Annotated in this window: 17 protein-coding genes; 3 read left to right on the top strand and 14 right to left on the bottom strand. The window is 65.1% G+C overall.

The features are described 5' to 3' along the window. Positions 1-146: 146 nt before the first annotated feature. Positions 147-2,237: a TonB-dependent siderophore receptor gene (locus tag HD883_RS23530; protein WP_218863643.1), complete on the top strand. Its 2,091-nt coding sequence runs from the start codon at positions 147-149 to the stop codon at positions 2,235-2,237. Positions 2,238-2,346: 109 nt separating this feature from the next. Here the strand turns inward: HD883_RS23530 and HD883_RS23525 are convergent, their stop codons facing one another. The 3 genes from HD883_RS23525 to HD883_RS23515 all read right to left on the bottom strand — a co-directional run bounded on the left by HD883_RS23525 (position 2,347) and on the right by HD883_RS23515 (position 5,631). After that, positions 2,347-2,592 (bottom strand): sulfurtransferase TusA family protein, encoded by a 246-nt coding sequence (locus HD883_RS23525; RefSeq protein WP_179589379.1) that lies wholly within the window; start codon positions 2,590-2,592, stop codon positions 2,347-2,349. Between the two features lie 18 nt (positions 2,593-2,610). Beyond that, on the bottom strand, positions 2,611-5,226 hold the full coding sequence (gene alaS / locus HD883_RS23520) for an alanine--tRNA ligase (protein ID WP_179589378.1): 2,616 nt from the start codon (positions 5,224-5,226) through the stop codon (positions 2,611-2,613). Between the two features lie 216 nt (positions 5,227-5,442). Next, complete coding sequence (locus HD883_RS23515) at positions 5,443-5,631, bottom strand: YqaE/Pmp3 family membrane protein (protein ID WP_179589377.1); 189 nt, start codon at positions 5,629-5,631, stop codon at positions 5,443-5,445. A gap of 136 nt (positions 5,632-5,767) precedes the next feature. Between HD883_RS23515 and HD883_RS23510 the strand changes: the two genes are divergently transcribed. After that, positions 5,768-6,814 carry a CAP domain-containing protein gene (locus HD883_RS23510; protein ID WP_179589376.1) on the top strand — a complete coding sequence of 349 codons (1,047 nt, stop codon included), beginning with the start codon at positions 5,768-5,770 and terminating at the stop codon, positions 6,812-6,814. Between the two features lie 35 nt (positions 6,815-6,849). Here HD883_RS23510 and HD883_RS23505 read toward each other — a convergent pair whose 3' ends face one another. From HD883_RS23505 to HD883_RS23465, 9 genes are read right to left on the bottom strand one after another with little or no spacing between them, the layout of a single operon-like run. Then, positions 6,850-7,443 carry a hypothetical protein gene (locus HD883_RS23505; protein ID WP_179589375.1) on the bottom strand — a complete coding sequence of 198 codons (594 nt, stop codon included), beginning with the start codon at positions 7,441-7,443 and terminating at the stop codon, positions 6,850-6,852. 10 nt (positions 7,444-7,453) lie between these two features. Continuing rightward, positions 7,454-9,016 (bottom strand): type II secretion system protein, encoded by a 1,563-nt coding sequence (locus tag HD883_RS23500; protein WP_179589374.1) that lies wholly within the window; start codon positions 9,014-9,016, stop codon positions 7,454-7,456. 8 nt (positions 9,017-9,024) lie between these two features. Further along, a complete protein-coding gene (locus tag HD883_RS23495) occupies positions 9,025-9,618 on the bottom strand; it encodes a type 4 pilus major pilin (RefSeq protein WP_179589373.1) in 594 nt (197 codons plus the stop codon). 8 nt (positions 9,619-9,626) lie between these two features. Continuing rightward, positions 9,627-10,745 (bottom strand): general secretion pathway protein, encoded by a 1,119-nt coding sequence (locus HD883_RS23490; protein WP_179589372.1) that lies wholly within the window; start codon positions 10,743-10,745, stop codon positions 9,627-9,629. Beyond that, a complete protein-coding gene (locus HD883_RS23485) occupies positions 10,742-12,700 on the bottom strand; it encodes a GspE/PulE family protein (protein WP_257022612.1) in 1,959 nt (652 codons plus the stop codon). Before HD883_RS23485 ends, HD883_RS23490 begins: the two co-directional genes overlap by 4 nt. A gap of 6 nt (positions 12,701-12,706) precedes the next feature. After that, complete coding sequence (locus tag HD883_RS23480) at positions 12,707-13,225, bottom strand: hypothetical protein (protein ID WP_179589371.1); 519 nt, start codon at positions 13,223-13,225, stop codon at positions 12,707-12,709. Further along, the gene (gene pilO2 / locus HD883_RS23475) at positions 13,212-14,537 is read right to left on the bottom strand and encodes a type 4b pilus protein PilO2 (RefSeq protein WP_179589370.1); all 1,326 of its coding nucleotides are present in this window, start codon (positions 14,535-14,537) and stop codon (positions 13,212-13,214) included. The genes HD883_RS23480 and pilO2 overlap by 14 nt, the downstream gene beginning before the upstream one ends. Beyond that, on the bottom strand, positions 14,537-16,168 hold the full coding sequence (locus HD883_RS23470) for a hypothetical protein (protein WP_179589369.1): 1,632 nt from the start codon (positions 16,166-16,168) through the stop codon (positions 14,537-14,539). The genes pilO2 and HD883_RS23470 overlap by 1 nt, the downstream gene beginning before the upstream one ends. Further along, entirely contained in the window at positions 16,165-17,112 is a 948-nt protein-coding gene (locus tag HD883_RS23465; protein ID WP_179589368.1) for a TrbG/VirB9 family P-type conjugative transfer protein, read from the bottom strand. The genes HD883_RS23470 and HD883_RS23465 overlap by 4 nt, the downstream gene beginning before the upstream one ends. A 149-nt stretch (positions 17,113-17,261) precedes the next feature. Here HD883_RS23465 and HD883_RS23460 point away from each other — a divergent pair, with 149 nt between their 5' ends. Then, entirely contained in the window at positions 17,262-18,017 is a 756-nt protein-coding gene (locus tag HD883_RS23460) for a metallophosphoesterase family protein (protein ID WP_179589367.1), read from the top strand. A 3-nt stretch (positions 18,018-18,020) separates the two neighbouring features. On the opposite strand, the gene ugpQ is transcribed toward HD883_RS23460, so the two are convergent. Both ugpQ and HD883_RS23450 read right to left on the bottom strand, forming a co-directional pair. Next, on the bottom strand, positions 18,021-18,803 hold the full coding sequence (gene ugpQ / locus HD883_RS23455) for a glycerophosphodiester phosphodiesterase (protein WP_257022611.1): 783 nt from the start codon (positions 18,801-18,803) through the stop codon (positions 18,021-18,023). A gap of 13 nt (positions 18,804-18,816) precedes the next feature. Continuing rightward, on the bottom strand, positions 18,817-20,373 hold the full coding sequence (locus HD883_RS23450) for an extracellular solute-binding protein (protein WP_179589366.1): 1,557 nt from the start codon (positions 20,371-20,373) through the stop codon (positions 18,817-18,819). Between the last annotated feature and the right edge of the window lie 17 nt (positions 20,374-20,390).

The raw sequence follows: 20,390 nt of genomic DNA, 5'->3' as shown, positions 1-20,390 counted from the left end.
GTTCTCATTCAATAGCGGGGTACGGGGTTGTGATGCAGCAGGGTGTGGTGGGGGTGGTCAGACGAGTCGGGGCAGCGGGCATGGCGGTGGGGATGCTGGGGGTTCCCGGGATGGGGATAGCGCAGAGCGAACTGCCGGCCAAGGCAATGGCCCCGCCGCTGGCAATGGCGCCCGCGATGGCGATGGCGATGGCGGCGCCGCCGTCGACGCCCGCCCCGGCCACCTTGCCGGCCATCAACGTGCAAGCCGGCAGCGCTGCCGAAGAACGCGCCGCGTTCAATCCGGTGACACCGCCGCAGGTCAACAAGTCCACCTTCGGTTTGAACGAAACGCCGCAGTCGATCACCGTCGTGCCGCGGGCAGTGCTGGACAGCCAGCAAGCGCAGTCCCTGGCGGACGCGCTGCGCAACGTGCCGGGAGTGGTGGCGCAAACCTTTGGCCGGCGCGGATGGGATGACCTGATCATTCGCGGCCAGGTCGCGTCCGACGCCCTCTTCCTGGACGGCCTGCGTACGGGCGCCAACAACCGCGTGGCCGAAGAACTGTACGGCATTGATCGCGTTGAAGTGGTCAAGGGGCCGGCATCACTGCTGTATGGTCAGGTGCTGCCCGGTGGCCTGGTCAACATGGTCAGCAAGCGGCCGCAGGCCAGTGCCTTTGCCGATGCCGACCTGACCGTGGGCAGCTATGGTCTGCGCCAGGGAACGATCGATCTGGGCCGTCCACTGTCCGAGAATGGCAAGGCGGCCTTCCGGCTCAATGGGCTCGTCATGAACAGCGACGACCCGACCGACGCCGTGTATTTCCGCACCCGTCACATTGCGCCGTCCTTGTCGTTCGACCTGGGTCCACGCACTGACTTCACCCTGCTCGCCAGCTATCAGGAACGCGAGTATCTGCGCCAGCAAGGCCTGCCGCTGTCGGGGTCGGTCTATCCGAACGTCAATGGCCGCCTCCCGCTGGATCGTTTTACCGCCGAGCCGGGCCAGAAGCCCTACCGCGCCTACCAGTCGCGGGTGGGCTATGCGCTGACCCATCGTTTCGATTCCGGCTGGACACTGCGGCAGACCGTGCGCCGCCAGGACTACACGATGTCGGGCCAGTTCGTGACCAATACGTCGCTGGCGGCCAACAGCACCAGCCTGCGCCGCGGCGCGACGGACCAGGCCTTCAACGGGGCCACCAGCGGCATCGACACGCATGTCCAGCGCGTGTTCGCCACACGGTTCGGCACGCACGAACTTACCCTGGGCAACGATTACATCCACACCGAAGAAGCCACGCTGCAAAAGACCTGCACGGTGGCCAATCTGAACGTCTACAACCCGGTCTATGGCAGCCCCGTGGTCTGCCCCGCCACCTATCGCACCGACAACGTGACCACGATCCGGTCGCTAGGGGTGTATGCCCGCGACCAGGTCAGATTCGGTGAGCGCTGGACCGTCGTGTCCGGCCTGCGGCGGGACCAGACCGCCACCTACACGACGAACAACCTGAATGGCGGCTACCAATCGAACCCTGCCTCCAAGACGACGGGATCCGCTGCGGTAATGGTCGAAGTGGCGCGCGGCGTGCGGCCGTATGTCAGCTACGCCACGTCGTTTTACCCGAACACCGGGACCGATGTGCAGGCGCGACTCTTCGCCCCGGAAAGCGGGCGTCAGTGGGAAGCCGGGGTCAAAGTGGATCTGGACGATGGCGCCACCGCCGTGACGCTGGCCGCCTTCGACCTGCGCCGCCGTAACGTGCTGCAGGCCGACCCGCTCAACACTGGCTACAACCTTGCCATTGGCGAGCAGCGGACACGTGGCGCCGAGCTGGGCCTAGCGTCCGACCTGCGTAATGGCCTGAGTCTGTTTGGCGGCTACGCATTTACCGCAGGGGAGATCACCGAGGACGGCGCCGGCGCGGCGGCCACCACCGTCGGCCAGCCCCTGAACAACGTGGCGCGTCATCACCTGACGGTGTCCGGACGATACCGGTTCAGCAATGCCTTGCGCGGATGGGAGCTGAATGCGGGCGTGCGTGGCGAAGCGAAACGTTATGCGTATGGCTACGAATTGCCGGGGTATATGGTGGGAGACGTCGGTGTCGGCTACACGGCCGATGCGTGGCGGGCGGCGTTGACGATCCGGAACGTGCTGGATCAACGCTATTACGCGGGCGGTCTGGCGGCGGCAGTGGCAGCGGGAAATCCACGGACGGTCATGCTGACCGTGGGATACCGGTATCGGTAGGTTCGCCCGGAAGAAACAATGGCCGGCTTCTTTCATGGAAGCCGGCCATTGTCGTTTGCTGAACCCCGTGTGCCGATCAGGCGCCGGGGGTGGCGGAAAGCCGCGCCGCTTACCGCCGCTTCAGAAAGTGCGTGTACACGCCCTCGCCGTTATCGGTCTGCGCCAGCAGCGCATTGCCCGTCTGTTTGGCAAACGCCTGGAAGTCGCGGGTTGACGACGTGTCGGTCGCGATGACCTTCAGCACCTGACCACTGGTCAGCGTCGCCAACGCCTTCTTCGCCCGCAGGATGGGCAAGGGGCATTTCAGCCCCTTGGCATCCACTTCCAGGTCGAACGACAGGTCCCCATCACTCATGTCCAATCTCCTGAACGCTTACAGCCGCGATTCAACCCAGGCTTGAACGCCAGCCAGGGCCGCTTCCAGACCCGATGGATCGGTGCCACCGGCCATGGCCATGTCGGGACGGCCACCGCCCTTGCCGCCGACCTGCTGCGCCACGAAGTTGACCAGTTCGCCCGCCTTGACCTTGCCCGACGCGTCGGCCGTCACCCCTGCCACCAGACTCACCTTCGAGCCTTCGACCGCGGCCAGCACGATCGCGGCCGAGTGCAGCTTGTCTTTCAGCTTGTCGACGGTCTCGCGCAGCGACTTCGGATCCACGCCGTTCAGCACCGCGGCCAGGACCTTCACGCCCTTGACGTCGACAGCGCCCGCAGCCAGATCGGCACCGGCGCTGGTCGCGAGCTTGCTCTTGAGCTGCGCCAGTTCCTTTTCCAGCTGACGCACCTGGTCCTGGACCTGCCCCAGCCGCGCGGGCACTTCGCCCGGCTGGACCTTGAGGGTGTTGGCCGCCGAGTTCAAGGTTGCGTTCAGGTGCTGCACGAACGCCAGCGAGTTGTCGCCGGTGATCGCCTCGACCCGGCGAATGCCCGCGGCCACGCCCGTCTCGGCCACGATCTTGAACAGGCCGATGTCGCCCGTGCGCGCCACGTGCGTGCCGCCGCACAGTTCGCGCGAAAAGCCGATGTCCAGCACGCGCACTTCGTCGCCGTACTTTTCACCAAACAACGCGACCGCGCCGTCCTTGACCGCCTCGTCGTACGACACCATCTTGGTCGTGACCGGCGTGTTGGCCAGCACTTCCTTGTTCACGATGGCTTCGACCCGGGCGATCTCGTCCGACGTCATGGGCGCATCATGCGCAAAGTCGAAACGCGTCTTGTCCGGATCGACCAGCGAGCCTTTCTGCTGCACATGGTCGCCCAGCACGATACGCAGCGCCTTGTGCAGCAAGTGCGTCGACGAGTGGTTGCGGCCCGTGCGCGCACGGCGCTCGGCATCCACTTCCGACTTGACCGTTTCGCCCAGCTCCAGCCGGCCGCTTTCCAGCTTGCCGTGGTGGCCGAACACTTCGGACTGCACCTTCAGGGTGTCGTCGACGATGAACTTGCCCTGGCTGGCATAGAGCACGCCCGAATCGCCCACCTGCCCGCCCGACTCGGCATAGAACGGCGAATGGTCGAGCACGACCACGGCCGACTGACCCGCTTCGATAGCCTTGACCGGGGTGCCATCCACGTACAGCGCGGTCACGCGGCCTTCACCCAGCAGTTCGGAATAGCCCACGAACACGGTCTTGGCGCCGTCATACGACAGGCCGGCCGACTGCTTGAACTTGCCCGCGGCCCGCGCCTGATCGCGCTGGCGCTTCATGGCGACTTCGAAGCCGGCCATGTCCACGTCGATCTCGCGTTCGCGGCAGATGTCGGCGGTCAGGTCGGTCGGGAATCCGTAGGTGTCATATAGCGTGAACAGCGTGTCGCCATCCAGCGCCTGCCCCGGCTTGAGCCCGGCCAGTGCGACGTCCAGGATCTTCATGCCGTTTTCCAGCGTTTCGCCAAAACGTTCTTCTTCCTGGCGCAGCACCTGTTCCACGCGCGACTGGTTGGCCACGAGTTCCGGATAGGCCTCGCCCATCTCGATCACCAGGTCCTTGACCAGGCGGTAGAAGAACGGCTTCTTTTGCCCGAGGTTGTAGCCATGGCGCAGTGCGCGGCGGATGATCCGGCGCAGCACATAGCCGCGGCCTTCACTGCCAGGAATGACGCCGTCAACGATCAGGAATGAACATGCGCGGATGTGATCGGCGATCACCTTCAGCGAGTTTTCGTTCAGGTCCGTGCAACCCGTCTCGCGCGCGGCGGCCTTGATCAGGTTCTGGAACAGATCGATTTCGTAATTGGAATGCACGTGCTGCAGCACGGCGGCAATCCGCTCCAGGCCCATGCCGGTATCCACGCAAGGCTTGGGCAGCGGCGTCAGGGTGCCGGCTGCGTCCCGCTCGAACTGCATGAACACCAGATTCCAGATCTCGATATAGCGATCGCCGTCTTCTTCAGGCGATCCGGGCGGGCCACCCCAGATGTCCGGACCGTGGTCATAGAAGATTTCCGTACACGGACCACACGGACCCGTGTCACCCATCTGCCAGAAATTGTCCGACGCGTACCGCGCGCCCTTGTTGTCGCCTATGCGGATGATGCGCTCGACCGGCACGCCGATCTCGTCACGCCAGAGCGCGTACGCCTCATCGTCTTCCTGATAGACGGTCACCCACAGCTTTTCCTTGGGCAGGCCATACACGCCCGTCAGCAACTGCCAGGCGTACTGGATCGCTTCGCGCTTGAAATAGTCGCCAAAGCTGAAGTTGCCCAGCATTTCGAAGAAGGTGTGGTGGCGCGCCGTGTAGCCGACGTTTTCCAGGTCATTGTGCTTGCCGCCCGCCCGCACGCTGCGCTGCGACGACGTTGCGCGCTTGTAGCTGCGGGTTTCGGTGCCCAGGAACAGGTCCTTGAACTGCACCATGCCGGAGTTCGTGAACAACAGCGTCGGGTCGTTCCCGGGAACCAGGGACGACGACGGGACAATCGTGTGCCCCTGGGATTCGAAAAATTGCAGGAATTTCTGACGGATCTCGGCGGATTTCATCGCAGCGCTCATGGGCGGGGATGAATCGCAAAAGACCGCAGTTTGCATCCCCAGGGGTAAGAATCGAACCTCTGATTATAGAGGGTCGCGCGCCCACAAGGGGTCGCGCGGGCGCGCCAGCGTCATTCGTTGGCGAAAACGCTGATGGGCAAAGGCGGATTGGCAGGTCGGCCGCGTCGGCAGGCGGTTCTGCGGCCGGTTAGGCGGCCGTACGGATCAGCGCGGGAAGGCCGTGCGGATCTTCTGGTCGGTCTTGTACTGAGACAAGGCGTAGACCGCCCAGATCGCCGCAGGAATCCAGCCAATGACCGTGATCTGCAGGATCAGGCAGATGATGCCGGCAAACGGGCGGCCGATCGTGAAAAACAGCAGCCAGGGCAACAGCAGGGCAATGACCAAACGCATGGAAAAGAACCTTTTAGCTAGGACAAAACTGTCCATGTGACGGCCGTACAGGCTACCCCGCCGCGTTAGGCTGTGTAAAGCCGGGTGGTCCGGCGGATCGCGGCAAGTTTTTTGCCGCTGACGTGGGGAGATAAGAATGAAAACTGCGGGGCATGGAATTGAGTTGGCTCGTAGCGGTCGGTGGGCGACCACTATCGCGGCGGCGTTAATGGCGGCGGGATGCGGCGGCGGCAGTGACGACGCGCCCGCCACGACAACTGCTGCGGCGGTGTCGACGGAGAAGCCAGTGGAACAGCCCATTCTGACAATGCCGACGTCGACGTATACGGGGATGTACGCGCAGGCATTTCAGCGGATCAACGAGGCGCGGATCGCGGCTGGGGTGAGTGCGTTGAAGCAGAGTGTAGAACTGGATCGGGCTGCACAGGCGCATGCGGAGTATTTGGCTTACCACAACCTCACAGGGCATTATCAAAGCTCACTAGACGCTTTATTTACGGGCACTAACCATGTCGATCGCGCACTGGCGCAGAAATACAAGAACACGGTGACGGTCGAAGTAGTCTCAACAGCGGCAAGGGACTATTCCGGCGCGAATCACGTCGATCTTCACTTGAACTCCGTTTACCATCTGCTCGGTGCATTGCTACCAAACGCTAACGAGATCGGCATTGGCGTTAGCTGGCCTTCCGCTATTGGGCAGGTCAGTCTCAGCATCACAACAGGCACCACCGACTCACGCCTGATGCCGGTCAAATATCCGATCGTGTGGCCCGCCGACAAAGCCATTAACACCGCCAGGCAATTCGTTCCCGCGATCGAAAGACCCAACCCGCTGCCGGATATAGCCACGAACTTTTCCGTTACCGTAGGATCACCAGTGATGTATTGCCGTCGGCTCGATTTGAAGGCGCCCCTGACTGTCACCAGCGCCAAATTAGTTGATCGCCTGACCCAAGCCCCCCAACCCGTGTATGTATTGAGACATGGCACTGCCTCGGTGAGTGGAGCGATTCGCGCAGACGTTCTGTTAGACCCGAACCCTGCCGACATCAGCAAACAGTGCATCTTCCTTATACCTAAGACACCGCTCGACGTGCGGCGAACCTACGACGTAACCGTCACATCAATCGAGCAAGGCGTCAGCTCGGAAACAACCTGGGCTTTCGTGACTGGCGATTGAGGCGTATTCGCTAATGTCTGCTTGTCGGACCAAAGTCAGCCGCTTGAAGACTCGAAGTAGCAATTGGACCAAAAACTGTCACGCTGCAGGGTCCAGTGTTTGGGGGACGCATTCCTTCCCCCAAACGCGACGAAGTCCGACCATTTAAATTCCGCATTGCCTCCTGCGCTGCCACTCGCGCTTCCGCAACCACGCCTGGCTATAAAAACGCCCTCAGGGGAAAGCAGCACCTCGAAAGGTCCATGCATGCAACGTGGAGCCGCTGCAGTTGCGGCGCATGAGTCGTACCACACCCAGTTGGCTGTGAACCGAACTTGCAGCTTTTCCGGGCTGAAGACAAACATGAGCTGCTCAAAGGCACCTTGATTCTGGTTGCCCGGCATCTCTAAAACCACTCCCTCCATCGCTGCCAGCAACGCTGCGATCGACGTAGGAGCTCGCATATCCTCGATGACTCTGCTCGACGCCGGAGGCGCCGCAACAATCTCCGGCATCACCCGCGCTGCCGTCCCTGTCACATGCGTCGAGTCCATCGCAGGTCGACTCCATTGCGGAGACGCGAGTTGGGCGGCGGCCGGGAGGGCGCTCAGGGCGACAGTGATCGCTGCGGCGATGGCTAGCTTGGTCATGGCAATGTCCTCAGTACTTGCAGTAAAGATGCGCGAGCGCGGTGGTTTGCGCGGAGAGGGGCGTGCCGTCGTAGTCGACAAGCTGCACTTCCCAGTGACCGCCCAGGTCGCGAGCGCGGCGGGTAAAGGCGGAGGCTTTGGATGACTCCAGTTGCGGGATCAGGTAGATCAGCGGCACGCCGGTACCGGTGCCCAGGGGGCCGCAGGCGGGCTTGGGCACGATGGCGGCGTGGCTGACCAGCACGGTCGAGACCAGCACGTAGCTCGACAGCAGGTCGTCGACGCGGCCCCAGACGCCGAGGCGGCACAAGAGGCCGGTGCCGCTGGCGGTGTCGGTGGCGATCGCACCATTGGGGGTGCAGGCGTTGCCGGTGGCGGCCAGCGAGGCCAGGGCGCGCCATGTGCCCTGGCTGCAGACTGCCAGTCCGCCGGACGCGGTGCGTGCGTACTCGGCTGACGAGCCGGCGGCGGTTGAGACGCTGCTCTGGCAGGCCTGGTCAGGAACGGCCAGGTCGCGCAGGCCCAGGCGGCGGGTGGACACACCTCCCTGGGCGACGAGGTCCTGGCCGTCGACGGTCAGTGCCAGGCCCCGGCTGGTAATCAGCAGCATTTGCCCCGCGTTGACGCGCAGGGTCGGGGTGGCGTCCGCGACATCAAAGAGGGTGCCGCGCCGTGTCGAGAGTCCGGTGTCGGCATGGACGCGTTGGCTGGTGACGATGCCGGTGACGGGGTCGATCCTGACGCTGTCGCCCTGGTCGGACAGGAACGCGCCGGTTTTCGCATTGAGCTTGCCTGCGCAGCGCAGCGTGATCGATCCGTCGGGGTTGGCGGCGACGCAGGTTTGTCCGTCGGGCGCACGCAAGGCCAGCGTGTTGTCGATGGTGACCTTGCCTTTGACGCTCAGATCTCCGCGCAGGTCCGGGTCGCGGCGGTCGCGCAGGCGGACAAATTCGTTGAAGAGTGTGGTGTCCAGGCTGGCGAGCACGCCGACAATGCCGGGCACGGCGCCCAGCGGATTGGGCAATGAGAAGGCGGTGCCCCGGATGACGGCGGGCTGTTCGGGATAGACGGCGCCGCCATGCCCCGCGGTTGCCATCATGACTTGCGCGATCAGATCCGTGTTGGGTGCGGGCGATCCGGGCAGTTGCACGGGGGTGGTCGTGAAGGCCAGTGCGTCCAGCCGGCAGCCGGTGCCCGGGCAGGTGCCGGTGGTCACGATGCGGGTGGCAACGTTTTGATTAAGTGGGGTGAGGTCGGGGAAGCCGCCTTGCAACAGACCCAGTGCGCGCAATTCCGACAGCTTCGGCGCATAGGGGTTGGCGACGGTGGGTAGGTCGGCGGCGCCGGGCGTCGAGCTCAATCTGTCGTAGTGGCGCACCAGGTAGGTGTCCATCGCGCTTTTGACGGCGAGCAGGTAGGAGCCTGTGGCTTCGGCAGCGGCGTCGTGGACGCCTTGCAGAAGTTTGCCCACGGACAGCACCGTGACGATGCTCAGGATGCTTGCGGTGATGGCGAGTTCGATCAGCGTGAACCCACGCTGCCAGGATCGCCGGAACGCTGCGCGCCGAATCATCGCCGTTCCTATCGCGCGGTGAACACGAAGCGGTTGCTGTCGCCGCCCGTGCACAGGGCTTCGGCGCCGGTGGCATCGTAGATGCCGATCGCACCGCCTACGGCAGGTTCCTTGACCGTGGTGCCGTTGATCTGGATGCGTTCGGACACGCGTTGCAGCACGGCAGCCAGGCCGGGGCACGCGGCTTCGTTGACGCGGGTGAAGGTCAGCGTGAAGGCATCGCCTGCCGCCGTGATGCCGCCGGGGCTCAGCACCAGCATGCCGTCCGTTGCGCCCAGGCCATGACGCACGGTGGCATTGGCGCCCTGCCCTTCGACCGTCAGCACACTGCTGCTTCGCAACCCGTTGGCGAGCTGGGCCATGCCGATACCGGTGTAGGGCGTTGGCCCCAGCCCCTGGGTGGCCGACTTGCTGCGCGCGACGAAGCGCTGCAGTTCCTGGCCGACGCTGGGCACCTTGTTTTCGATGATGTAGCCGTTGATGGCGGGAATGCCAAGGATTGCGGCGATCAGGATGATGGCAGCCACGATGGCGATTTCGACCAGGGTGAAGCCTTGCTGACGGCGCAGTGTGCGGAAGGAAGGAACGCAAAATAGTGACATGGAAGGTCTCATCGACTGGAGTAGAAACGGGTCATCGCCATACGCATTTCGTTGACGACGGCGAAGTGCCAGAAAAGAATGCTGAACAGTACGGAGACAGCCACCAGCAACATGGCCCACCGCGCAACGGCGGCCTTGCGGGCAACGTCGTGCACGGCGCGGGTTTCGACGCGGGACCGTGCGCGCAGCAAGGCGTCATCCATGCCGCGCGTGGCGATCAGGTCGGTCAGGAACCACAGCGTTTCGCGATCGACGACACCGGTATCGAAGGTCGCACTGCCGACCTGACCGTCGTCGATGCGGGCGATCATCTGTTCGATGTGCCATCGCTGCCACGCGTTGGCGCCGATGGCCTGCACCTCGAGCACCTCGCGCAAGCCGGGGCTGACGTTGCCCCGCTTCTTGACCAGGGTGGCAAGCGACGCCAGGAACCGGATGCCCTGGAAGTCCCGGTACAGGCGCCAGATCAGGTGCTCGTCCAGCCACCGGCGCACCGGGCCGACCAGGTTTGGCAGTGACCATGCGATCAGCCACAGCAGCCCTGCGCTGGTGATCGCCAGCCCCAGCGCCCAGGCTTCGATGAAGTCCGACAGGCCATACAGCCGTGCCGCCTGCGTGCCCACGAAGTCCGCCGGCAGCATGCCGAAGGCCTGCTTCAGCCGGGGCACCGTGAAGGCCGGGATGGCCAGGACGGTGGCGACCATCACCAGCATGGCCACCACGCCGACCGCGGCGGTCCGGATGAAGGTGCTCTGCGCCAGTTCGACGACACGCGTCACGGCAGCCACGTCACGCAATGTCTGTTCGAGCGCGCCGGCACCGCCGCGCTGCCCCATGCGGATCAGCACCAGATCGTCGTCGGGCAAGGTGCCGCGAAACGTCTCGTACAGGTCGCCGCCGACTTCCTGATGCAGGTCGGCCCAGTGGTGCGACAGGATGCCCCGGCGGTGCCGCAGGCCATAGCGATCGGCATCGCTGCGGAAGACGTCGCGCAAGGTCTTGCGCCCGCCCGTGCCTTCCATGACATCGGCCAGGTAGTCGTAGTAGTCGGCGCGGTCCTTGCGGAACGAAAGGGCCGCCAGACGCGCCGGGGACAAGGCCTGTCGCAAACGGGTCAGCAGCGTCATGACTTGGTCCCTGCTGCGATCCGGCCCGCCGTGGCTGCCGCCCGCCGGCTGGCGAACGCCGTGATCGGCCGGCGGGCCACCGCCACGGCCGACCGCGCGCGGCGCGCCTGATGCGACCGCTGCAGGGCCACCGTCTCGAAACTCATGAAGCGCGGTTCGATGTCACGGGGATCGACTTCGCCGACCGAGGCCTTGTAGACGGCACACTCCATTGCCGTCTTGCCGGTCATGTCGGGACTGGTAAAGGGCGCAGTCCGGTGCGACAGAAAGTGCGCACGCAGGCCCAGCGCATCGCCTTTGCGGATCAGGCGCAGCACCGCTTCGTCCGTCGTGGGCTCGATCATCTCTGCCACCACCGTGCGGCCGCTGATCCCGCTCAATTCAGGCAACAGCTCGGTCCGGCAGTGCGTGCAGCCTTCCGGATTCCGGGCCCGCAACGCGGCGATGTCGATGCCATACAGACGGACCAGGCGTTCGGCATAGCGCTGCCAGTGGCCAGACGCGTCGTCGTCTTCGAACAGCGATGAAAACGGCAGCCGGCAATGCGGGCACAAGGTCGGCAGCAGCGTCTGGTAGACGAGCAACTTCAGGATGCCCGGCGTGGCGAGCAGGTCGCGCGAGATCCCGATGAAGTCCGAGGCCAGACGGTCGGGAATCAGAATGGCCGAGCCGGCGTGGGTCGTCGTGTAGAGGTTGCTGCCGGAGCTGGCCAGGTCCATGAAGGCACGGCCGGTTTCATGGTCACGAATTTCGCCGATCAGCAGGTCGTTCATGGCGGACCGCTTGATGGTCTTGAGCTTGGCATCGAACTCGCCACTGCCGCCCCCATCGAGCGTGCGCGTCACGGTGTTCTGCAGCGCGTTCGGGATCAGGTATTCGACCGGATCTTCCAGCGTGATGACCTTGCGGGTCTTGGGCACCATCGACATCATGGTTGCAATGGTCGTGGACTTGCCCGACCCCACCACTCCTGCCAACACGACCGCGCCGCCTTCGGACAGCAGCGCGCGATCAATCAGCGCGATCTGGCTGGGCAGATAGCCCAGCGACGCGAAGCCATCGAGCCGCATCTCGGCATCCAGATGCAGGATGCGCAAGGTCACGGACGGCCCGCAGTCGGCTGACAGGGACGCCCATCGCAACATGTAGCCGCGATCATCGACTTCGTGATGAATGCGTCCTTGTTGCTCGATCGCCGGATCGAACACCGCGCCGTTGCCCCCCTGGATGTCCATGTAGGCGACCGCAAGCACTTCCATCAGCGTGGCGGTCTGCATGCGCTGGAATCGGTACGGCGTGACGTACTTGCCGCCGACCGTGTACTTGATTTCCGACTCGGGCTCGAGCAGCCGAATATTGATGTGCAGGTCGCTGGCAGCATGTCGTACGCCCCAGGCCACGATGTCGTGGAAAGCCGCGGCCATCGAGCTCTTGAGCGGATCCAGCAGTACCCGCCGCCGGTTGCGCAGGGTGTCGCCGGTGATCTGCTCGCGCGCGATCGACAGCAGCAAGGTGGCAGGAACCACGATGCGGGAGGCCTGCGCCAACGGCCGTGGGCGACGTCGCACCATCCGTTCAATCTCTTCGATGTGCTCGCTGTCGGCATACTCTTCGACTGTCAGGATGGCGACCGACCCGTCTTCAAATTCGACGGGGCACAACTTGTTGACCAGCGTGCCGATATCGAACTCGGACCGAAGGGCGCGGCGGAATGCCGGCGACAGGCGCGCCAGGGCGTCTCGGCTGTCGATGCGGATCGGTGGCGCCGGGGTCGTCAGTGGCGTTGTCGGCGCCATGGTCATCGCGGCTGTCGAAGGCGCAAGCGCATCGGACGTCGGCTCGGCCAATTGCGTCGGTGTCGCTCCCAGCGACAACGGGGTGTATCGGGGTTTCCGGCCAAACAGGTTCATGGCGTTCTCTGCAAAGTCATGGAAGGAAGGGGATTCAGTGCGCAAGGGAATTCACCGGGGAAGGGCCATCGCCCCCAGGGGCAGCGTCATGACCGTTCCCGGAGCCGCCGGCGCCGTCCCGGCCACGTAACACACCACTCGCGGCGCGCGTTCTCCGGACCGCGTCAGATGCACGCAGAGGTCATCGATCCTGGCCAGCTGGAACGCGGCGGCTGCCGCGGAGGCATTGCGTGCCTGCGCCTGGCCCTGCCGGAAATGCAGCCGTTCTCCGTTCATCAGCACATCGGCCTGCAGCGCGCCGGCCGTGCCATAGATGGCTGCGACCGTGATGCGATCGGGCCGTTTGACCGGCGCTGCCGTCGTGCTGGCTGCGGGCCGCCCAGCCTTTGCTCGCTCCGCATCGAGCGCGCGTTCGGCGTCGAGGCGCAACATGTCGCGGACCAGGTTCAGCTCTGTCTGACCCAGCGCGCTGCCGGTGGGAAGAACCGCGCCAGCCAGCAAACCCAGCAGACCAAGCCAGGCCGCGACGCCACCACGACCAACGACATCACCACCCTCAACGAAGTGCATACAAAGTCCCTTGCAGGCTGGCCATCCAGCGGCTGCGGTTAAGTGCGGGTTCAGCGGTTTCGTGGAGGCGGGCATCCAGCAGGCGCCACGCCACCTGACCGGACAGCGATGCCGGCACCAGGGCCAGCGATCGCAACGGCCCATCCAGCGTCAAGGACCGTTCATGGACGGAGGGCATCCCGGGTAAAGCCGGCATCGGCACACCAAAGCCGTCGACTGGCGGCTCGATCCGCAAGGGTGCAGGCTCGCCGATTGCAATGGCCGCGAAAGCCGGCAGCACGGTCTGCAAGTGGCTGAAGGTGCCGGCATCGTGGGTCGACAGCGGCTGCAGGCGATCAATGGCAAGCGGCTCCACGCCGTCCGACAGCACGAACGATGCGGTGACGCCATCGAGCGGATGCCAGCTTTCGGTCCACCCCGACGGCCGGGCCGCAAGGAACGTGGCATTGGTCGCGTTGCGGCGTTGCCGTTCGTACTGCGCCCCGCACTGCCAGCCGGCGTCGGCGTGCGGCTGACATTGCGCACCGCGCAATTGCCAGCCGCCAATGTCCATGGGGAGGCCCGCGACGGCTGCCAGCACGGCCGATACCCCGTCATCGGTATGCACCCGCGTCCGGGATGCCAACCGCGTCAACGCATCACGCCAGGCTGCCTCGGGGGAGACGCTGGACGTGGTGGATGGCAGGGGCTCCGTGCCGGATCGCCACGAACGGACCAGGTCCCACCCTGCCCGCCCTCCGATCGTCAGCGCGCACGCCGCCAGCGCCACGATGACCGGCTTGGGCACTGCCCAGCCCACCGGCTTCAAGCTGATGGCCGCGGACAACTGCGCGCCGAGCAGCGTCAGGTCGAACGGCTCGGCGGGCGACGCGGGAACCTGGCCGTGCACGGTCAGCGCCGCGCCATGCCGATCCATCAAGGCCTGCAAGGCAGAATGCGCATCCGCCGGCGTCGTGTAGACGCGGTCCGTTTGCGTCAGCACTTTGCCCTGGTGCGCCGCGACCAGCCACGTGCGGCCATCGGGCAGGTCCACGCAGCAAGCGTGCAGTCCACGTGCGTGCCCGTGCGCGAAGGCCAGCGCCGCGCAGTACCGCGTCATGCCGCGGGCAGGCCGGTCGCCCCGTGGAAAGCGCAGGACACCGACAGCTTCCGCCCGCTCGCCGCCATGGGCATAGTGCGTGGCGCGGTGCTCGCGGGCTTTCTTCCTGGCCCGCGCGGTCAGTTCGCTGCCGAGGATGGTGTGCCAGCGCAGGCCCAACACCAGTTCGGCTGCATGCCCGGGCAGCGCAACCACGGCGTAGTCGCTCGACATCAGAAGCCCTCCTCGACCTGCGCCGTGACGATCACCACCGTCGTGGCGCGCTGCTTCGTCGCCTTGCCCGACCCGCCAAAGAGGAGTGAAGCGTCCTCGTCGATACGCCTGCGGTCGTACTGCGCATGGCTGCGGTCGAAGCCGGAAATGACGACAGGCTGCCCCGGCCGCAGCTCGACCTGCTGGACCGTTCCCATGCCTTCGATGGTCTTCTGCTGCAGCTGGACCTGATTGCTCGATGACCCGAAGGTCAGTGTCTTGAGTGGCTGCGCGACGGTGTTGTCGTAGGCGATCGACAGCAGGATCTGGCCGTCGTCCTGCGCATCGGGGATCAGCGTCAGGAAAGACCCGACCGTCTCTTCCTTTTGCGTGACCGAGGGCGCGGTTGACGTCCCGGCCGACGAAGCGACGGTGGTCACCTGCACCTGATCGATATAGCTGAAGGTGGTGCGCACGGCATGCGTGACGGGCCGGCGGTTCAACGTCTGCAGCGGCACCGATGTGCGCCTTACGATGGTGCCGATCTCGCTGATGGCCTTGATCACCAGCGCCGTCCCTTCCCACTCGCGGCGGCCCGAGGCCATCGACGACCCAGCTCCAGCCACACTCGACACCAGCGACGTCAGTGGCGACAGCCGCAAGGCCGCCTCGGTCCGTGCATACAGCACGTTCCAGTCGATGCCCTGTTCATTGCTGTTGTTGGAGACGACATCGATCTCTTCGAACACCAGCCGCACGCGCCGCGTCAGTGCCTTGTTTTCGCGGTCCAGATAGGTCGCGACACGGTCAAGCGCATCACGCGTGTCGGTCACCACCACCAGCCCCGATGCGTCGCCGTTGGCAACGACCACGCCCGCACGGGTCAGGAAAGGTTCGAGCTTGGCCTTGACCGCATCGATGGGCGAACCACCTTCGCTTTCGATCCGCGTCCCGGACGTGCTTTCAAAAGCGCCGCCCGATGTCTTGCCGCTGCGCCCCAGGCTGGCGGACGCCGACGACTTGAGCGTCAGCGCGCGCACGTTGAACACCCGTGTTTCAGTGCGGAAGAAACGGATCACCGAATCTTCGTACTTCCAGTACACGCCCAGGCGATGCGCAGCCAGGTCGAGCAACCTCGGCAAAGGATGGGCACCGATGGGAACCGCCACGGTCGGCGCGATGGCGTGCGCCGCCGCTGCGGAAGCCGATGGGGTAGCCGTGCCGGAGGCCGATGACCCGGCGCTGCTGGCCAGCCGCGGCGAAAACCCCTCGGCGGGCAACAAGGCTTCGGGCGAAATCCTGACCTGGATGCCGGTGGCCAGAAATACCTGCTCGCCCAAGGTGACCAGATCGACCCGGCCACCGGGAAACATCAACGAGGTCTGCACCTCGCCGCGCAAGGCGGCCGGCAAGGTAACCTCGCGCGCCACGGGCTGCGGCGCGCCGGCAAGCCAGGGCCGGTCAACGTCTTGTTGAGCACGCCGGGCGCTTGCCGCCGCCAGCTTCGCATCGAAGCCGGCACGCAACGCGGTCACGTCAGCCGCGGCGCTGGCGGCCTGCACGTCGACCTGCTGACCCAGCCGAACATGCGCGCATCCGGACAGCACGGAGGCCGCCACCAGCGGCAGCACACGAAAAGACATTGCATTCATCGCGCGCTCGCCATGGTTGCCGTGCGATTGCACGCTTCCGCCAACGGTATGACCCGCAGAACCTGATTCGAATAGAAGCAGGGCTGCAGCGGCCGGGTCGACAGTTCGGTCGAAGCCAGCAGATCGCGCACGGCGCTTTTGAAATCGCTGCCAAACGATGCCGTGCCAGCCAGCGGAATATCGACATCCACGGTCCAGTGCTGCGCATCGAACGACCACCCGGCAAGCCTGGCCCAGCGCGTCAGCACCGCGCGCATGGTGGGATCCGAACTTGCCGCATCAAAGGCTGCCGACGGCCGCACGGAAGCCGACGCCGCAAGCGAAACGGGAACGCCTGGCCGCGCCATCGCCGCCTGGCCCATGGCGGAGGCCGTCCGCATACCCGCCGTATCGCTGGCGGCGCTGCGGGCACTGCGCGCGGCGCCGGACGTCGTGGAAGGCACGCCACGGGGGTTCACCGAAGACACCGGCGCCGTGCCGCGCCCGTGACCCGGCAGCGCCGCCGACGCGTCTTGCGGCGCTCGCGCATCCGTCACGGCCCACGCCGCGTCGTCGCCGGCATCGAACGCAGGCCCGCGTCCGGCAATGCCGCCCCGGCCTTCCGGTGCATCGCCTTCATACCGCGCAGCCGAGACCACGCTGCCGATACGCATGACCCACGCGTTGGCCGTGCCCGCCACGACGACATAGCCCCCACGGACCGTGCTTGGCGCCAGCTGCTCGCCGCCGTCGGCGACGCGGAAAATGGCAGGCACGGTCTGGCCTGACTTGAACTGCACGAAGGTGGATTGCCCGTCGTCAAAGACCTGCACCGGCGCAACGCGGCGGTCGCCCGACACGCGATACGCAAAGTCGTACAGGGCCGGCGCGGCGGCTTGCGCAAGCGCGGGCGACACGGGTAACAAAGGGACAAAAAGACTGGCAAAAACGAAGCGCGCGACCATGGACATTCCTTGCGATGACAGCGCCATCGCAAGGGCAATGCGATAGCATGGAGCCATCGTGCCCGACCGCCGCAACCGCCCGGAAGCGGGTCAATTACTTACCTTGGACCTCGTTTTATCCTAGGTTCCCAGCACTGGAATTTGCGCCCATGCGACTTCGTATCCTGTCCGATTTGCACCATGAAACCTTTGGTGGCGAACGCCCGATTCCGTCTGCCGACGCCGATGTTGTCGTGCTCGCCGGCGACATCCACACCCAATGCAACGGCCTGGCATGGGCCGCGCGGCGCTTCCCGAATACGCCCATCATCTACGTCGCGGGGAACCATGAGTACTACCATGCCCATCTGCAGGAACTGGAGGCGCAACTGCGCGAAGACGCCCGCCGGCTGGGCATCCACTTTCTGGAAAAAAATGCGGTGATCCTTGACGGCGTGCGCTTTCTTGGCACGACCCTGTGGACCGACTTTGACCTGTACGGACCGCAGGGCGCGGTGGCCGCCGCACACATGGCGACCCAGGTGATGCCGGACTTCCGGATCATCGAGACCGACGAGGGCGACTACACACCCGCACTGAGCGTGGAGCGTCACAAGCAATCCCGACAATGGTTGCAGATGCAACTGGATACGCCGTTCGATGGCACGACCGTGGTCGTCACGCACCATGCGCCCAGTGCCCTCTCGGTGCCAGAGCAGTTCCAGGGCGACACCTTGTCACCGGCGTTTTCATCGAACCTGGATGCCATGGTCGAGCAGGCGGATCTGTGGATCCACGGCCATACACACACGTGTTTCGATTACCCCATCGGACGTGGCCGGGTGATCGCCAATCCCGGCGGATACCCCAATGAAAACGCCGCATTCGATGCGGCGTTGGTCGTGGACATCCCGGCGGCCCAATAGGCCTTACGTAAATCCGGGCCCCATCAGATCGATGCGATCCGTGCAGAAGGCATCGACGCCCCACTGCAACAGTTCGCGTGCGCGCTCCGGTTCATTGACCGTGTAGCAGAACAGCCCATATCCGGCGGCCTTCACGCGCGCTGCAAGGTCGGGCGTCAGATGCCGGTGATTGCAATGCAGGGCAATCGCATCGACGGCCGTCATTTGCGCCTGCCAATCTGCCGGCACATGCGACAGCAACAACGCACGCGGAATGTCCGGCGCCGTGCGCCGAGCCGCCAACAGGGAGTTCACGGAAAACGACGACATCAGGGGCTTCAGCGCCAGGTCATGAACCCCGGCAAACATCGCCTGCGTGATTCGCCCGACGATCTCGCCGGTCGCGACATCAGCCCCCGGTGAAGGCTTGATCTCGACATTCATCCACACGCCCTGCTGACGCAGCCACGCGACGGCATCGACATAACGCGGGACGCGCGCCAATGAAAAACGCGGGGCCAGCCAGCTCCCCGCGTCTTTCATTGTCAACTCGTCCGACGGCAGATCGGCCACCCGGCCCGACCCCGCTACCGTGCGCCCCAGCACATCGTCATGCATCAGCACCGGTACGTCGTCACCGGCCAGCATCACGTCGAACTCGACCGCGACATGCCCATGAAAAACGGCGGCATCCATGCCCACGAGCGTGTTCTCGGGAGCCAGAATGCCGCCGCCGCGATGGGCCACCACCCGCGGATAGTGCCAGCCCCGAGGGGCCGGTCCATGCACGGGCGGGACCATCGTCATTGCGCCATCACTATCACTTGCTGCTGCGTGCGGCCGGCTTCTTGGTCGCCGCGGCCGTGGCCGGTCCGGGCGGGTTCATCAGCAGCGAAGCACGCGACACGCCATCATCCAGACCTTGCTTTGGCGGCTTCTTGCCGCTCCAGACATCGTCCAGTTCCTCGTCCAGCACGCGGCTGACGGCGTAGTAGTTGTTCAGGCGGAAGCCGCGCGTGTACTGCGCCGGCACGGCCGCCATTTCACGCACGACGCTTTCGGCGCCCGGGATGCTCTTGTAGTACGAGACGTCGGACGCGCGATAGGCCGCCTCGGTCAGCGGCAGGAAGCCGGTCTTCTGGCTCCAGTCCGCCGCCACGACCGGCGAGGCCAGGTACGCGATGAATTGCGCAACGGCCTTCTGTTCAGCCGCCGAATGACCCGACAGGGCCCACAACGACGAGCCGCCCACGAACGGGTTGCTTGGCTTGGTGGCTTCTTCGTCGTAGTAAGGCAGCGGGGCCACGCCGTACGAGAACTTGGCATCGGCCTGCACCTTGGCCAGCGCGCCAGTACCGGTGGTCAGGATCGCGCATTCGCCGGACGCGAACTGCGCGTCGGCCTGGTCGCCTTCGCTGCGCACCGGGAACAGCTTGCTGCGCACCCAGCTCATCATCAGCGCCAGATGGCGCACGTGCAGCAGGTCGTTGGCCAGCAGGACCGCACCGTTCGAGCCGTCCAGGCCGTTGTTCTTGGACGCGTACGGCGTGTTGTGCAGCGCCGACAGGTTCTCAAGGTGGATCCAGGTCTGCGAGCTGGTGGCGTACGGGCAGCTGACGCCGGCACCCAGCAGGGCGATCAGGTGCTTCTGCATTTCACGCCAGGTCTTTGGCGGTGCATCGGGATCCAGGCCTGCCTGCTTGTACAGGTCGCGGTTGTACATATAGACCGGCGCTTCGGCCATGAAGGGCAGCGCCAGCAGGCGATTCTTGGAATCGCGCATGGTGCCCGTCGTTTGCGGCAGGAACCAGCGCAGGTCCTTGATCGGGTACTTGTTCAACAGTTCGAACATGGGCAGCACCGCGCCCTGCTGGGCGATCAGTTCCGGCGAATGGTTGTCGCCGATCTCGATCAGGTGGGGCTGACGCTTGGCGCGGATCGATGCGATGCCGTCCTGGATCAGCTTTTCCTGCGTCGGTTCGGCGCGAACCTTGACCGTGAAACCGATGTTCTGCGCGTTGAAGCGGTCCACCAGCGCGTTGAATTCCTGGGACTGCTCCTTATTGAGCGCATGCCAGACTTCCAGTTCGATCGGCCCGCCGCTGGCCGGCTTGGAACCGTCGGCCGCCAGCGAGGAGCCTGCGGCGGCAGCCGCAGCGGCGCCACCGGCTGCTGCCGCAGCCTTGCCCTTGCCCGTCGACTTGGCGGGGGCCGCGGCCTTCGCGGCCGGCTTGGCTGCGGGCTTGGCGGCGGCCTTGGCAGCCGGCTTCGCGGCCGGCTTGGTCTGCGCCTGGACAGCCGACAGGCCGCCCATCATGAACATGGCGGCCGCCAGGGCGGATACGCCCGCGGAACGCCACAAATTCGGTTGCTGCATTGATCCGTCTCCGAATG

The sequence above is a fragment of the Pigmentiphaga litoralis genome (assembly GCF_013408655.1).
In the GTDB taxonomy this organism is placed as follows: domain Bacteria; phylum Pseudomonadota; class Gammaproteobacteria; order Burkholderiales; family Burkholderiaceae_B; genus Pigmentiphaga; species Pigmentiphaga litoralis_A.
Note: the sequence above shows the minus strand (reverse complement) of the source record. Positions and strands in the feature narration are given on the sequence as shown.